The sequence below is a fragment of the Kitasatospora sp. NPDC093679 genome (assembly GCF_040683455.1).
Lineage (GTDB): Bacteria > Actinomycetota > Actinomycetes > Streptomycetales > Streptomycetaceae > Kitasatospora > Kitasatospora arboriphila.
The window spans coordinates 24,796-38,282 of sequence record NZ_JBFBDW010000042.1 but is presented as its reverse complement, the minus strand read 5'-3'; the positions used below and the strand labels follow the sequence as shown (position 1 = coordinate 38,282).

The 13,487-nt window shown below is 74.2% G+C and carries 14 protein-coding genes; 3 read left to right on the top strand and 11 right to left on the bottom strand.

What is annotated here, in order from left to right; all coding sequences use genetic code 11:
• Positions 1–6: 6 nt before the first annotated feature.
• Both AB0O09_RS28025 and AB0O09_RS28020 read right to left on the bottom strand, forming a co-directional pair.
• Positions 7–267 (bottom strand): hypothetical protein, encoded by a 261-nt coding sequence (locus AB0O09_RS28025; RefSeq protein WP_030265899.1) that lies wholly within the window; start codon positions 265–267, stop codon positions 7–9.
• 176 nt (positions 268–443) lie between these two features.
• Positions 444–920 (bottom strand): Lrp/AsnC family transcriptional regulator, encoded by a 477-nt coding sequence (locus AB0O09_RS28020; RefSeq protein ID WP_344623665.1) that lies wholly within the window; start codon positions 918–920, stop codon positions 444–446.
• A 122-nt stretch (positions 921–1,042) separates the two neighbouring features.
• On the opposite strand from AB0O09_RS28020, the gene AB0O09_RS28015 reads away from it, so the two are divergent.
• Positions 1,043–1,666 (top strand): LysE family translocator, encoded by a 624-nt coding sequence (locus AB0O09_RS28015; protein WP_363545986.1) that lies wholly within the window; start codon positions 1,043–1,045, stop codon positions 1,664–1,666.
• 109 nt (positions 1,667–1,775) lie between these two features.
• The gene (locus tag AB0O09_RS28010; protein WP_363545984.1) at positions 1,776–3,614 is read left to right on the top strand and encodes an NAD-binding protein; all 1,839 of its coding nucleotides are present in this window, start codon (positions 1,776–1,778) and stop codon (positions 3,612–3,614) included.
• 3 nt (positions 3,615–3,617) lie between these two features.
• On the opposite strand, the gene AB0O09_RS28005 is transcribed toward AB0O09_RS28010, so the two are convergent.
• The 3 genes from AB0O09_RS28005 to AB0O09_RS27995 all read right to left on the bottom strand — a co-directional run bounded on the left by AB0O09_RS28005 (position 3,618) and on the right by AB0O09_RS27995 (position 6,463).
• Positions 3,618–4,445: a VWA domain-containing protein gene (locus AB0O09_RS28005; RefSeq protein ID WP_363545981.1), complete on the bottom strand. Its 828-nt coding sequence runs from the start codon at positions 4,443–4,445 to the stop codon at positions 3,618–3,620.
• 98 nt (positions 4,446–4,543) lie between these two features.
• Positions 4,544–5,320 carry an enoyl-CoA hydratase gene (locus AB0O09_RS28000; protein WP_095872351.1) on the bottom strand — a complete coding sequence of 259 codons (777 nt, stop codon included), beginning with the start codon at positions 5,318–5,320 and terminating at the stop codon, positions 4,544–4,546.
• Positions 5,321–5,431: 111 nt separating this feature from the next.
• Positions 5,432–6,463 carry an enoyl-CoA hydratase/isomerase family protein gene (locus AB0O09_RS27995; protein WP_363545978.1) on the bottom strand — a complete coding sequence of 344 codons (1,032 nt, stop codon included), beginning with the start codon at positions 6,461–6,463 and terminating at the stop codon, positions 5,432–5,434.
• Positions 6,464–6,544: 81 nt separating this feature from the next.
• On the opposite strand from AB0O09_RS27995, the gene AB0O09_RS27990 reads away from it, so the two are divergent.
• Positions 6,545–7,153, top strand: coding sequence for a hypothetical protein (locus tag AB0O09_RS27990; protein ID WP_363545975.1), 609 nt, complete (start codon positions 6,545–6,547; stop codon positions 7,151–7,153).
• Positions 7,154–7,204: 51 nt separating this feature from the next.
• Here AB0O09_RS27990 and fahA read toward each other — a convergent pair whose 3' ends face one another.
• From fahA to AB0O09_RS27960, 6 genes are all read right to left on the bottom strand, one after another.
• On the bottom strand, positions 7,205–8,413 hold the full coding sequence (gene fahA, locus AB0O09_RS27985) for a fumarylacetoacetase (protein ID WP_363545972.1): 1,209 nt from the start codon (positions 8,411–8,413) through the stop codon (positions 7,205–7,207).
• A complete protein-coding gene (locus tag AB0O09_RS27980) occupies positions 8,410–9,222 on the bottom strand; it encodes a hypothetical protein (protein ID WP_363545970.1) in 813 nt (270 codons plus the stop codon). The genes fahA and AB0O09_RS27980 overlap by 4 nt, the downstream gene beginning before the upstream one ends.
• On the bottom strand, positions 9,219–10,418 hold the full coding sequence (locus AB0O09_RS27975; RefSeq protein ID WP_363545967.1) for a cupin domain-containing protein: 1,200 nt from the start codon (positions 10,416–10,418) through the stop codon (positions 9,219–9,221). Before AB0O09_RS27975 ends, AB0O09_RS27980 begins: the two co-directional genes overlap by 4 nt.
• A 27-nt stretch (positions 10,419–10,445) precedes the next feature.
• Complete coding sequence (gene hppD, locus AB0O09_RS27970) at positions 10,446–11,654, bottom strand: 4-hydroxyphenylpyruvate dioxygenase (RefSeq protein WP_363545964.1); 1,209 nt, start codon at positions 11,652–11,654, stop codon at positions 10,446–10,448.
• Positions 11,655–11,819: 165 nt separating this feature from the next.
• Positions 11,820–13,109 carry a phosphoribosyltransferase family protein gene (locus tag AB0O09_RS27965; protein ID WP_363545961.1) on the bottom strand — a complete coding sequence of 430 codons (1,290 nt, stop codon included), beginning with the start codon at positions 13,107–13,109 and terminating at the stop codon, positions 11,820–11,822.
• A 73-nt stretch (positions 13,110–13,182) separates the two neighbouring features.
• Positions 13,183–13,482 (bottom strand): antibiotic biosynthesis monooxygenase, encoded by a 300-nt coding sequence (locus tag AB0O09_RS27960; protein WP_344623677.1) that lies wholly within the window; start codon positions 13,480–13,482, stop codon positions 13,183–13,185.
• Positions 13,483–13,487 lie beyond the last annotated feature (5 nt).

Here is a 13,487-nt window from a genome sequence, read left to right as displayed (position 1 = left end):
GCCGGCTCAGCTGCCGGGGTGGGCGCCGACCGCGTCGCGGATCTGGTCGCCCAGCCCGCCGTTGGCCCGCGCACAGTTGCCGCAGCAGAAGAACATGCCGGCCACCTCCACACCGTGGCCGACGATCCGCACGCTGCAGTGCTCGCAGCGCGGCGCGAGCTTCTCCATCGCGCACTCGAAGCTGTCGAAGGTGTACGTGTCGCCGCTGACCGTCTTGATCTCGAAGGACAGCCAGTAGTCGTTCTTGCACACCACGCAGACCGCCATGGTCTCCACCTCGTTCCGTCGTCCGTGTTCCGGGCCTTTCCGAGTGTCCGGCCGGTCCGCGGGGGCGGCAATCGCTGGGCTGCCGAACGGCGGGCGGGGACCACCCGCACGGGTGGCCGCGTGGCGGGGACCGGGGGCGGCGGGTCCGGGTGCGACGGGTCCCGGTGCGACGGGGATCAGCCGCGGGAGCCCGCGGCGGGCCGGACGGGCAGGCCGGTGTCCTCCTTCACCCGCTTCATCGTCATCAGCGAGTTGACCTGCGCGATCCCCGGCAGGCCGGACAGCACGTCGGTGATGAACCGCTCGTACGCGGCGACGTCCGCCACCGCGATCTTCAGCAGGTAGTCCGGGTCGCCGAACAGCCGGTGCGCCTCGACCACCTCGGGCAGCTCGGCCACCCGCTGCTCGAACTCGGCGACCGTCGCCCGGTCCTCGTGCCGCATCACCACCGTCACGAAGGGCTGGAAGCCGCAGCCGACCGCCGCGCCGTCCAGCATCGCCCGGTACCCGCGGATCACCCCGGACCGCTCCAGCTGCCGCACCCGCCGCAGGCAGGGCGAGGGCGTCAGGCCGACCCGGTCGGCCAGCTCGGCGTTGGTCAGCCGGCCGTCCTGCTGGAGCTCGTGGAGGATTCTGCGGTCAGTGCGGTCCATGGCGCAACATTCTGCCAAACGACCTCGCTGAACTGCGCAAACAGGTCATCGGCTGCTCAGCCCTTCCGGCTACCTTCGGTCACCGACACCCGACCGCCGGCCACGGAGAGCACCGCACCGCCATGGACGTACACGCCCTGATCCTCTTCCTGGGGGTGGACCTCCTGCTGGTCTGCACCCCCGGACCCGACTGGCTGCTCATCGCCGCCCGCGGGCTCGGCCAGGGCCGCCGCGCCGCGCTGCTCGCCGTAGCCGGGGTCTGCGCCGGCTACACCGTCCACACCCTGCTCTCCGCCGCCGGACTCGCCGCCGCCCTGCGCGCCGTCCCCGCCGTCCTGCCCACCCTCCGCTGGGCCGGCGCCGCCTACCTCGCGGTGCTCGCCGTCACCATGCTGCTCTCGCTGCGCCGCGACGGCGGCAGCCTGCCCGAGGCCCGGCCCCAGCCCGCCCGCGCCGTGCTGCGGCAGAGCGTCCTCACCGCCCTGCTCAACCCCAAGGGCCTGCTGCTCTACCTCTCCCTCGTCCCGCAGTTCGTCGACCCCGCGGCCGCCCTCCCGGTCGGCGGCCAGGTCCTCGCCCTCGGCGCGCTCAACGTCCTGTCCTGCGCCGTGGTCTACGCCGCCGTCGCCCTGGCCGCCGGCCGCGCCCGCACCACCCTCGGCTCCACCCCGACCGCGGCCCGCCGGATGACCGCCGTCTCCTCCGTCCTGCTGCTCCTCGTCGCCGGCGTCACCGCCACCGCCTGACACCGCACCGGGAGACCGCGCAACACCGGCCGCGGCACATCGAACTGATCACACGTCAGACACCTTCCGGCCGCCCGCCGGAAGGATTCTGCGCATACGCTTCACCGGTATGACAGGGGACGGACACCGCGGGCACTACATCGTGTGCGGCGGGAACGCGCTGGCCCACCGGCTGGTGCTGGAGCTGACGGAGCACTACGAGGTCCCGGTGGTCGCCGTGCTGCCCGACCGGGACCGCGACCACGGGCCGCGGATCGGGCGGCTGCCCGGCGTCGCCGCCGTACTGGAGCACGGCACGGTGACCGAGGAGGCGCTGCGGGCCGCCGGGGTCGAAGGCGCGCTCGGCATCGCCCTGGTCGACGGCGACGACCAGCAGAACATCCACGCGGCGCTGACCGCCCAGGGCACCAACCCGGGCATCCGGATCGTGCTGCGGATGTTCAACCAGCGGCTCGGCGAACACATCGAACGGCTGCTGCCCAACTGCGCGGCCCTCTCCGGCTCCGCCACCGCCGCCCCGGCCTTCGCCAACGGCGTCCTCGGCCGCCCCAACTCGGTGCCGGTCGGCGGACGCTACCTCTACGTCGCGTACGACGAGGACATCGGCGCGGGCCGGCTCTGCCTGGTCGCCGACCGGATCGACCGGCAGGACCTGTCCCGGCTGCGGCTGCTGCCGGAGACCGCCGGCCGCGCGGCCGAGTTCATCGAACTGGCGCGAAGATACGGCGACAACGGCCCGCCCGGCACCGACCCCGCCGGCCCGCCCGCACCGGCCGCCGGCCGGGGAGGGCTGGCCGCCCTGCAGGCCCTCGGCTCCGAACCGCTGCTGCGCATCCCGTGGACCTCCCGGCTGCGCTGGACGCTGCTCGACGCGCTGCGCTACGTCACCGGCGTCCGGATGCGGCTGGTGCTCAGCACCGCGTTCGCCGCCGTGCTGCTCAGCACCGCCGTGCTCTACCTCGCCCACCGGGACGTCGGCTGGACGCTCTACCTCGCGCTGCTCGACCTCGCCGGCGCCGCCCAGCCGGACGATCCGGCGGCGGGTGCGCCGGGCGGGATCTGGGCCAGGGCCGCCCAGGTGGTCATCACCTTCTGCGGGATCACCTTCATGCCGGTGGCGACCGCCGTCGTGGTCGAGGCGCTGGCCAGCGGCCGCCGCGGCGTCCCCCGGGCCCCGAGCGCCGGGGTGCGCGGCCACGTCGTGGTGGTCGGCCTCGGCAGCGTCGGCATCCGGGTGGCCACCCTGGTGCAGGACACCGGCGTACCGGTGGTCTGCGTCGAACGGGACCCGCAGGCCCGCGGCATCGCGGCCGTCCGGGCGCGGGGCATCCCGGTGCTGGTCGGTGACGCCCCGCTGGAGAGCCAGCTGCGCCGGGCCCGGATCCACAGGGCCCGGGCGCTGGCCGCCGTCACCAGCGACGACGCGGCGAACCTGGAGGCGGCGCTGGAGGCCCGCGCCGTCCGGCCGGACATGCGGATCGTGGTCCGGCTGTTCGATGACGACTTCGCGCACCACGTCTACGCGACGCTCGGCAACGTCGCCTCCCGCTCCGTCTCGTACCTGTCCGCGCCGGCCTTCGCCGCGGCGCTGATGGGCCGTGAGGTGCTGGGCACCCTCTCGGTGTACCGGCACGTCCTGCTGATCGCCGAGGTCGCCGTCGACGACGCCTCGGGCCTGGCAGGTCAGGACCTGCACGGCATCGAGCAGCCCGGCGGCGTCCGGGTGCTCGCCGTCCGGCTCGCCCGGCGGCCCGCCGACCTGCAGTGGAACTTCGCGGACCGGGCCCGCCGGCTGGCGGCCGGCGACCGGGTCGTGGTCGCCGCCACCCGCAGCGGCCTGGCCCGGCTCGCCACGCCGGTGCCGCCCGCCGTACCGCCGCAACCGCGCAGTCCCGAACCGCGCAGTCCGGAACCGCCGGCCGCCGGGCCCGTGGCGTCGGAGCCGTGACGGTCAGCCGGTGACGCCGGCCGCCTTCGCCGCCTCCAGCCAGGCGGGGTAGGCGGCCAGCAGCCGCCCGTACAGCGTGTCGTCGGCGAGCGAGCGCGGGTGGCGGCCGGTCGCGCAGAAGCCGGCGTTCGGCGTGGCCCGGCCGGCCAGGCCGGTCAGCGAGCGGAGGAAGGCGAAGTGCTTGGCGTCGTGCTCGCCGAAGCCGAGGAACTGCCAGAAGACCGGCAGCTGCGAGGAGGAGCGGATCAGCGCCAGCACGTCCTTCTTGTCGAAGGCGGCGCCGTCCGTCTGGAAGATCACGAAGGCCGGGTCGGTCGCCCCGCACTCCGCGTAGTGCTTCAGCACCGCCTTCATCGCCGGGGCGTACCGGGTGCCGCCGAACTTGGCGCCGACCGCCGCCCGCACCTGCTGCACCGCGCCGTCGTGCCGCCCGATCACGACCTCCTGCGCCTCGTACGCCCGGTCGTTGAAGAGCACCACCGGGACGGTGCCGTCGTCGTCGAGGTTGGCGGAGAGCGCCAGCGACTGCTCGGCGAGGCGCTGCACCGAGCCGTCCCGGTAGAGCCCGCTCATCGAGGCGGAGTGGTCGAGCACCAGGTAGACGGCGGCGCGCCGGCCGTCCAGGCCCTGCTTGCGCAGCGAGACCCCGGCCGTCTTGTACAGCGACACCAGGGAGGGCGCGGTGGCCTGCAGCTTGTCGAGGCTGATCGCCGGGCCGGCGCCGCTGCGGGCCGGGGCGGCCGCTCGTGCCGCGGTCGCGGCGGGTGCGGGCGGCGGGGCGTCGGCCGGTGCGGCCCCACCGTTCCGGCGCCGGCGGAAGAAACTCCACATGGTCGAACCCCCCTGCTGTCGCGAGCTGCGATCGTCGCAGGCGGCGGCCCCGGTGCGCAATGGATCGCGCACCGGGGCCGGGCGGGGCCGACGGGCCGTCAGCGGCCCTGGAACTCGGGCTTGCGCTTCTCGGCGAAGGCGGCCATGCCCTCCTTCTGGTCGGCCGTGGCGAAGGCCGCGTGGAACAGCCGGCGCTCGAAGCGGACGCCCTCGGCGAGGGTGGTCTCGAAGGCGCGGTTGACGCTCTCCTTCATCATCACCGCGGCCGGCGCCGACATCGCGGCGACGGTCTCCGCGACGGCCATCGCCTCGGTCAGCAGGTCGGCGGCGGGGACGATCCGGGAGACCAGGCCGGCCCGCTCGGCCTCCTCGGCGCCCATCATCCGGCCGGTCAGGCAGAGTTCCATCGCCTTGGCCTTGCCGACGGCGCGAGTGAGCCGCTGCGAGCCGCCGATGCCGGGGATGACGCCGAGCTTGATCTCCGGCTGGCCGAACTTCGCGGTGTCGGCGGCGATCAGGATGTCGCAGAGCATGGCGAGCTCGCAGCCGCCGCCGAGGGCGAAGCCGGCGACCGCGGCGACCACGGGCTTGCGGAGCTGGCCGAGCCGGTCCCACGGGCCGAGCCAGTCGTCCAGGTAGACGTCGGGGAAGCGGTTGCCCTGCATCTCCTTGATGTCGGCGCCGGCCGCGAAGGCCTTCTCCGAGCCGGTGACGACCAGGCAGCCGATCTCCGGGTCGCGGTCGAAGGCGGTGGCGGCGGCCACGACCTCGTTCATCAGCTGCGTGTTCAGCGCGTTGAGCGCCTTCGGCCGGTTGAGCGTGATGATGCCGACCCGGCCCTTGCGGTCCACCAGGATCGTCTCGTACTCGGTCATCGTCCTTGACTCCCTTCGCTGCGCCGCCGCTCGGCGCGCGTCCTGACGGTGGATACGATCTCCGACCGACCGGTCGGTGCGCCAGTCTCGCCAGGCGAGACGGTCGTCACCTCAGGCCGGGCCCAGGCCGAGCGGGTCGCCGGTCGGTGCGAAGAAGCGGGCCACGTCCTCGGCGGTGACGTCGGCGAGCGCGGCCGGCTTCCACTGCGGGTTGCGGTCCTTGTCGACCACCTGGGCGCGGATCCCCTCGACCAGGTCGTGCGAGTCCAGCGCGGCGCAGGAGATCACGTACTCCTGCTCCAGGGTCTCGCCGAGGCCGCGGTGGCCGCGGGCCCGGCGCAGCGCGGCGAGGGTGACCTTGAGGGCGGTCGGCGACTTGGCGCGGATCTCCGCGGCGGCCGCGGCCGCCGCGCTCTCGCCGGCGGCGTCGAGGCGGTCGAGGATCTCCTCGACGGTGTCGGGGGCGTAGCAGTGGTCGATCCAGCCGCGGTGCCCGGCGAGGGCGGCGGCCGGCGGTTCGGCGGCGTGCGCGGCGAGCGCCTCGGCCGGGTCGGTGCCGGCGAGCGCGGCGGTGAACGACTCCAGCGCGGCGACGGGCACGAAGTGGTCGGCGAAGCCGCACAGCAGCGCGTCGCCGGGGCCCATCGAGCCGGAGGTGAGCGCCAGGTGGGTGCCGAGCCCGCCGGGGGCGAGGGCGAGCAGCCGGCTGCCGCCGACGTCCGGCATCAGGCCGATCCGGGTCTCCGGCATGGCGACGTTCGACCGCTCGGTGACGACCCGGACGGAGCCGTGCCCGGAGAGGCCGACGCCGCCGCCCATGGTGATGCCGTCCATCACGGCGACGTACGGCTTGGGGTAGCGGGAGATCAGGTGGTTCAGCCGGTACTCGTCGGCGAAGAACACCCGGGCGCCGGCCCCGCCGGCCCGCGCGTCGTCGTGGAGCTCCCGGATGTCGGCGCCCGCGCACAACCCGCGCTCCCCGGCCCCGGTGAGCACCACGGTGCGCACGGCGTCGTCGTCGGCCCAGGCCAGCAGGGTGTCGCGGATCTCCAGGAGCATCCCGTGGGTCAGCGCGTTCAGCGCCCTCGGCCGGTCCAGGACGATCCGCCCCGCCCCGCCGTCCCGTCGGACCTGCACACTCATGCCCCTGCTCCCGTCTCGATGGCCGTGCCGGGGGAAACGATACGGGTGACCGGTCGGCGGGACCGGCGGTGAGGGGCGGGCATGGGAACCTTTCTGGACATCACCCTCGCGGTGGCGCTGGTGCTGCTGCTCGGACGGACGACCTTCCGGCGCGGCCCCAACGCGGGCAGCATGGCGCTGATCGTGGTCGTGGGCGGGATCGCGCTGTGGCGGGGGCTCGGGCCGGGCGCGGGCTGGCTGGTGCCGGTCGTCTTCGCGGTGCTGGCGTTGGCCCTGCTGCAGGTCGCGCTCGCCGTCGCGGTGCTCGGCCGGGTCAGAGTCGCCGCCCCCGCGGAGCTGCGGGGGGAGATCCTGGCGGCGGCGGAGCGGGCGGACGGTCCGAGACTCCTGGTCCTGGCGGTGGCGCCGTTCGGCACGGTGCTCGTCCAGGGCATCGCGGACGAGCCGGTGAGCACCTCGGTGCGGCTGACCGAGGGCTGCCCGATCTGCTTCGTCGAGGGCGTCGCCCTGGCGGTGGCCGAGGACGGAGCGGCGGTCGACGACTACCGGGGCCGACTGGCCGAGGGGGCCAACCAGCTGCTGCGGCTCAGCCGCGGGGTGATCGACGACCGCTGGCAGGCAGAACTGCGTCCGGTCAGCGGGCCGCGGAAGACCTTCCGCCCGGTCGCCTGCCCCGTCCACCCCGGCTGAACGGGGCGGGCGGGGCAGGCGACCGGGCGGTGCGCCGGGGCAGCCCGCGGGTCAGGGCAGGATGCGGCCGGTGACCTCGCCGAAGCCGATCCGGCTGCCGTCGGGGCCGGGGGCGGTGGCGGTCATCACCACCTCGTCGCCGTCCTCCAGGAAGGTGCGGGTGGTGCCGTCGGGCAGCTTGACCGGGTTCTCGCCGTTCCAGGTGAGCTCGATCAGGGCGCCGCGGGTGTCCACCTCGGGGCCGCTGACGGTGCCGGAGGCGAACAGGTCGCCGGTGCGCAGCGAGGCGCCGTTGACCGTCATGTGGGCGAGCTGCTGGGCGGCCGTCCAGTACATGGTGGCGAACGGCGGCCGGGAGATCCGGTGCCCGTTCAGCGACACCTCGATGGCCAGGTCGAGGCCCCAGGGCTCGCCGCCCCGGTCGTCGAGGTAGCCGAGCGGCTCCACGTCGCGGGCGGGCGGCGCGACCCGGGCGTGCTCCAGGGCGTCCAGCGGGACGATCCAGGGCGAGACCGAGGTGGCGAAGGACTTGCCCAGGAAGGGGCCGAGCGGCACGTACTCCCACGCCTGGATGTCGCGTGCGGACCAGTCGTTGAGCAGGCAGACGCCGAAGACGTGCTCGCGGAAGGCCGACATCGGGACGGCCGTGCCGAGCTCGCTCGGCGCGCCGACGACGAAGCCGACCTCGGCCTCGATGTCGAGCCGGCGGGACTTGCCGAAGCTCGGCGCCGCGTCGGCGGGGGCCTTGCGCTGGCCGCTCGGGCGGACGACCGGCGTGCCGGAGACGACCACCGTGCCGGCCCGGCCGTGGTAGCCGATCGGCAGGTGCTTCCAGTTGGGGGTGAGCGGCTCCGAGCCCGGGCGGAAGATCCGGCCGAGGTTGGAGGCGTGGTGCTCGGAGGCGTAGAAGTCGACGTAGTCGGCGACCTCGAACGGCAGGTGCAGTTCGACCTCGGCGAGCGGCAGCAGGCAGGGGGCGACCGCCGGGCGGTGCGCCTCGTCGCCGAGCCACTCGGTGACGGCGCCGCGGACCTCGCGCCAGGTGCGGTGGCCGGCCGCCATCAGCGGGTTGAGGGTGTCGGCGTCGAGCAGCACGGACGGTGCGCCGACGGCCCGGGCGGCCGCGCCGGCGTCCAGCACGTGGTCGCCGATCCGGACGCCGATCCGGCGGCGGCCGGGCTGGTCGTTCGCGCTGAAGACGCCGTACGGCAGGTTGTGGATGCCGTACGGCGAGTCCTGCGGGATGGCGAGCCAGGTCAACGGTCCTCCAGCGTGGGTGGGTGGAGCAGGCCGAGGTCGGCCAGGTCGGCGAGGGGTTCGGCGATGCTGCAGGTGCCGAAGGAGGTGAAGGAGCGGCGGGCGGCGGCGACCCGGTCGCCCGTCAGTGCGGCGACCGCGGCGGCGACCACGGCGGGCGAGCGCTCCTCCAGCGCCGCCACCGCGCCGTCCCGGTCGCCCGCGGCGGCGGCCAGCAGCACGTTGAGGAAGCCGTGGTGCTCGAAGCCGGTCGCCGGGTCGGTGTGCCGGACGGCGTGGTGCAGCCCGGCGGTGCACTTGTACGGCACCGCCCGCTCGGCGCAGCCGACCAGGAAGGCGGCCAGCTCGCCGACCGGCGGGAAGGCCCCGGCGGTGAGCCCGCCGGTGCGGTACTTGGCCCGGTGGGGGGTGCCGGCCAGGGCGTCCAGTGAGTCCTCCGTCCGGCCGTCGCGCGGCAGTTCGACGGCCGCGGCGATGCCCTCGGGCAGTTCGGCGGCGAGCTGCGCCACGGTGGCGGCGACGTCGTCGGTGGCGATCTCGATGCTCACCACGTCGAGGCCGACGGCCTCCTTGAGCGCCGCAGCCGGGCCCGCGCCGCCCCCCGGCAGCACCAGCCCGACCGGCAGCGGGCCGGGGCCGGCGGTGCGCACCAGCTCGGCCAGCTTGCCGGGGCCGCAGAGGAACGGGCCGACCGTCTCCGCGTACCAGGCGGTGCGGTGGCCGCGGTGGGCCGGCACCGCCTCGGCGAGCGGCAGGTCGCCGGGCGGGAAGAGCGCGGCGTCGTCGAAGAGCCCTGCGTACAGCGGCGTCACCGGCCCGGCCCCCGTCCGCCCGACCACGTCCAGGCGTAGCCCGGGTCCTCGCTCGCGGTGCCGCCCTCGCCGAGCTCCAGCGGCTTGAAGGTGTCGACCATGACGGCGAGCTCGTCGAAGAACTCGACGCCGATCGAGCGCTCGTACGCGCCCGGCTGCGGGCCGTGGGTGTGGCCGCCGGGGTGCAGCGAGATCGAGCCCTGGCCGATGCCCGAGCCCTTGCGGGCCTCGTAGTCGCCGCCGCAGTAGAACATGACCTCGTCGCTGTCCACGTTGGAGTGGTAGTACGGCACCGGGATCGACAGCGGGTGGTAGTCCACCTTGCGCGGCACGAAGTTGCAGATGACGAAGTTGTTGCCCTCGAACACCTGGTGCACCGGCGGCGGCTGGTGGATCCGGCCGGTGATCGGCTCGTAGTCCTCGACGTTGAAGGCGTACGGGTACAGGCAGCCGTCCCAGCCGACCACGTCGAACGGGTGGTGCGGCACGGTGTAGCGGGTGCCGACCACGCCGTTGGTGCCGCGGTGCTTGACCAGCACGTCGACGTCGGCGCCGTCGACCAGCAGCGGCCCGACCGGCCCACGCAGGTCCCGCTCGCAGTACGGCGCGTGCTCCAGCAGCTGCCCGAACCGGGACAGGTAGCGCTTCGGCGGGGTGATGTGGCTGTTCGCCTCGATGCAGTACGCGCGCAGCGGGCCGTCGCCGGTGGGCACCCAGCGGTGCGTGGTGGCCCGCGGGATGATCACGTAGTCGCCGCGGTGGACGTCCAGCGAGCCGAACACCGTCTCCACGGTGGCCTCGCCGTCCTCCACGTACACGCACTCGTCGCCGAGCCCGTTGCGGTACAGCTCGCTGGGCGCCCCGGCGACCACGTACGAGATCCGCACGTCGGAGTTGCCGAGGACGAGGCGGCGCCCGGCCACCACGTCGGTGCCCTTCCACTCCTCGCCGAAGAGCTGGTGCAGCTTCAGGTGGCGGGGGATCAGCGGAAGGTTGGGCGTGGTGGCCTGGCTCGGCAGATCCCACGGCCGGGCGTCCACGATCGCCGAGGGGATGCCCCGGTGGTAGAGCAGCGAGGAGTCCGAGCTGAAGCCCTCCTCGCCCATCAACTCCTCGTAGTACAGCCCGCCCTCGGGCGTGCGGTGCTGGGTGTGCCGCTTGGGCGGGATGTCGCCCAGCTGCCGGTAGTGCGCCATGTCCCGGTCTCCTCGTCAGGGGGTGGGTCAGAGGTTTCCGCGCTTCTCCTGCTCGCGCTCGATGGCCTCGAAGAGCGCCTTGAAGTTGCCCTTGCCGAAGCCCAGCGAACCGTGCCGCTCGATGAACTCGTAGAAGACGGTCGGGCGGTCGCCGATCGGCTTGGTGAAGATCTGCAGCAGGTAGCCGTCCTCGTCGCGGTCGACCAGGATGCCGCGGGACTTCAGCTCCTCGATCGGCACGCGGACCTTGCCGATCCGCTCGCGCAGCGCCGGGTCGTCGTAGTAGGAGTCCGGGGTGTTGAGGAACTCGACGCCGCGCGAACGCAGCACGTCGACGGTGGTGAGGATGTCGTTGGTGGCGAGGGCCATGTGCTGGCAGCCGGCGCCGGTGTAGAACTCCAGGTACTCGTCGATCTGCGACTTCTTCTTCGCGATCGCCGGCTCGTTCAGCGGGAACTTCACCCGGTGGTTGCCGCTCGCGACGACCTTGGACATCAGCGCGGAGTACTCGGTGGCGATGTCGTCGCCGACGAACTCGGCCATGTTCACGAAGCCCATGACCCGGTTGTAGAACGAGACCCACTCGTCCATCCGGCCGAGCTCCACGTTGCCGACCGCGTGGTCCAGCGCCTGGAAGAGCCGCTTCGGCGCGCCCGCGGGCCGCTGCACCTTGGTCTCGGCGACGACGTAGCCGGGCAGGTACGGGCCGTTGTAGCGGGAGCGGTCGATCAGGGTGTGCCGGGTCTCGCCGTAGGTGGCGATCGCGGCGCGGCGCACGGTGCCGTTCTCGTCGGAGACGTCGTTCGGCTCCTCCAGGACGGTGGCGCCCTGGGCGCGGGCGTGCGCGATGCACTTGTCGACGTCCGGCACCTCCAGCGCCAGATCGACCACGCCGTCGCCGTGCCGGCGGTGGTGGTCCAGCAGCGGGCTGTCCGGGGAGACACCGCCCTTGATCACGAAGCGGCACGAGCCGGAGCGCAGCACGAAGGCCTTGCGGTCGCGGCGGCCGGTCTCCGGGCCGGAGTAGGCGACCAGCTCCATGCCGAACACGGCCTGGTAGAACTGCGCCGTCTGGGTGGCGTTGCCGACGACGAACACCACCGCGTCCTGGGCGGTCACCGGGAAGGGGTCGCCCGCGGGGTCGTGCTCGACCAGGCCGACGAGCGTGCGGAGCTGCTCGGCGTCGAGGCCGGCCTCCAGCTCGGCGGGGGTGAGTTCCACGGCGTTGGCGGTCATCGGTGCTCCTCCACGTTGAGGTTCTCCGCACCGCGAGGGGTCGGGCGGTAGCGGTTGCGCAGAGCTTGCCCTCGGTCCGGAGGTTGGGCAACAGCTGCGATTTCCACTGATCAATGTGTACAAGGTGAGCAGGTCGGGGCCTGGCGGGCTGTACGGATTGCCCAGTCATCGGGCCACGGGTGAGAGGTGCTGCGCGAACCAGTCCGCGGCCAGGGCGGCGACCGCCTCCAGCGCACCGGGTTCCTCGAAGAGGTGGCCGGCGTCCGGGACGACCGCCAGCGACGCCGGCGCCCCCAGCTGCGCCTGTGCCCGCCGGTTCAGCTCCAGCACCGTGCGGTCGGCCCCGCCGACGATCAGCAGCACCGGCGCCGACACCCCGCCCAGCACCGGCCCTGCCAGGTCAGGGCGCCCGCCGCGGGAGACCACCGCGGCCACCCGCAGACCCGGCTCGGCGGCCGCCCGCAGCGCCGCGGCCGCGCCGGTGCTCGCGCCGAAGTAGCCGACCGGCAGTCCGGCGCAGTCCGGCCGCGCCGTGACCAGCCGGGTCACCTCCGCCAGCCGCCGGCCGAGCAGCTCCGTGTCGAAGACCTTCTCCCGGTCGATCTCCTCCGCCGGGGTGAGCAGGTCGAACAGCAGCGTCGCCAGCCCGGCCCGGTTGAGTTCGCCCGCCACGTACCGGTTGCGCGGACTGAGCCGGCCGCTGCCGCTGCCGTGCGCGAACAGCACCAGGCCGAGGGCGTCCTGCGGCCGGGTCAGCACCCCCAGCAGCTCCACGCCGCCCGCCTCCAGGGTGATCTCCGGGTCCTCAGGCTGCTGCTGCCGGGCCGCGGCCTCGTCGAGCAGGGCGATCACCTCGGCGTCCGAGGTCTGCGAGAAGTCCGTGTAGAACTCGCCGATCGCCCAGAACCGGGCCGGGGTGTGCGGGCAGACCAGGTCGTCGACGTCCCCGCCCAGCCGGGCCGCCCAGTCCTGCGGCGCCACCGGCACCGCCAGCACCACCCGGGCCGCCCCGCGGGCACGGACGATCCGGCAGGCCGCCAGCGCGGTCGAGCCGGTCGCCACCCCGTCGTCCACCACGATCACCGTCCGGCCGGTCAGCGGAACGGGCGAGCGGCCCCGGCGGTACCGCTCGGCGCGGCGCTCCAGCTCGGCCCGCTCCTCCCGCTCGACCTCGGCGAGCTGCTCGGGCGAGACCCGGGCACCGCGCACCACCGCGTCGTTGACCACCCGGGCGCCGCCCTCGCCGATCGCCCCCATGCCCAGCTCCGGCTGGAAGGGCACGCCGAGCTTGCGGATCACACAGATGTCCAGCGGCGCCCGCAGCGCCCGGGCCACCGGCGCGGCGACCGGGACGCCCCCGCGCGGCAGCGCCACCACGACCGGGTCGGCCCCGCGCCACCGCTGCAGTTCGGCCGCCAGCCGGCGGCCCGCTTCCTCGCGGTCGGGGTAGTACATGGCTGAGCCTCTCCACGTCCACCGTACGTCCGTGCCCGGCTGCACCCCCAGGGGTGCCGGTCCCGCCGCCCTCCTACGGCAGCGCCGCCGCGAGGACGTCCACGTAGCGGATGTCGGGCGGGGCGGCGAGGAGGCGGGGGGCGGCCTCCATGAGGGCGGCGGCGATCCGGCCCTGGAGGTGGTACTCGCGGCCCTGGGCGTCGTCGAAGGTGTCGAAGATGCCGAAGACGGTCTCGCTCTCGCGGAAGGCGAACCAGGTCCGGGTGTCCACCTCCTCGACGGCCATCGGCAGCGCGCCGAGCAGCAGCTCGGCGACCTCCTCGGCGTGTTCCGGCTTGGCCTCGATGCGGGCGAGCAGTCCGACGGGCGGCATGGGGC

Bases quoted from the DNA above. Each gene is read 5' to 3' on its own strand.
- AB0O09_RS28020 (WP_344623665.1), bottom strand. From the start codon at position 920: ATGGACCGCACTGACCGCAGAATCCTCCACGAGCTCCAGCAGGACGGC.
- hppD (WP_363545964.1), bottom strand. From the start codon at position 11,654: ATGACCGCCAACGCCGTGGAACTCACCCCCGCCGAGCTGGAGGCCGGC.
- AB0O09_RS28015 (WP_363545986.1), top strand. From the start codon at position 1,043: ATGGACGTACACGCCCTGATCCTCTTCCTGGGGGTGGACCTCCTGCTG.
- AB0O09_RS28005 (WP_363545981.1), bottom strand. From the start codon at position 4,445: ATGTGGAGTTTCTTCCGCCGGCGCCGGAACGGTGGGGCCGCACCGGCC.
- AB0O09_RS27960 (WP_344623677.1), bottom strand. From the start codon at position 13,482: ATGCCGCCCGTCGGACTGCTCGCCCGCATCGAGGCCAAGCCGGAACAC.
- AB0O09_RS28000 (WP_095872351.1), bottom strand. From the start codon at position 5,320: ATGACCGAGTACGAGACGATCCTGGTGGACCGCAAGGGCCGGGTCGGC.
- AB0O09_RS27995 (WP_363545978.1), bottom strand. From the start codon at position 6,463: ATGAGTGTGCAGGTCCGACGGGACGGCGGGGCGGGGCGGATCGTCCTG.
- AB0O09_RS28025 (WP_030265899.1), bottom strand. From the start codon at position 267: ATGGCGGTCTGCGTGGTGTGCAAGAACGACTACTGGCTGTCCTTCGAG.
- AB0O09_RS28010 (WP_363545984.1), top strand. From the start codon at position 1,776: ATGACAGGGGACGGACACCGCGGGCACTACATCGTGTGCGGCGGGAAC.
- AB0O09_RS27965 (WP_363545961.1), bottom strand. From the start codon at position 13,109: ATGTACTACCCCGACCGCGAGGAAGCGGGCCGCCGGCTGGCGGCCGAA.
- AB0O09_RS27990 (WP_363545975.1), top strand. From the start codon at position 6,545: ATGGGAACCTTTCTGGACATCACCCTCGCGGTGGCGCTGGTGCTGCTG.
- AB0O09_RS27975 (WP_363545967.1), bottom strand. From the start codon at position 10,418: ATGGCGCACTACCGGCAGCTGGGCGACATCCCGCCCAAGCGGCACACC.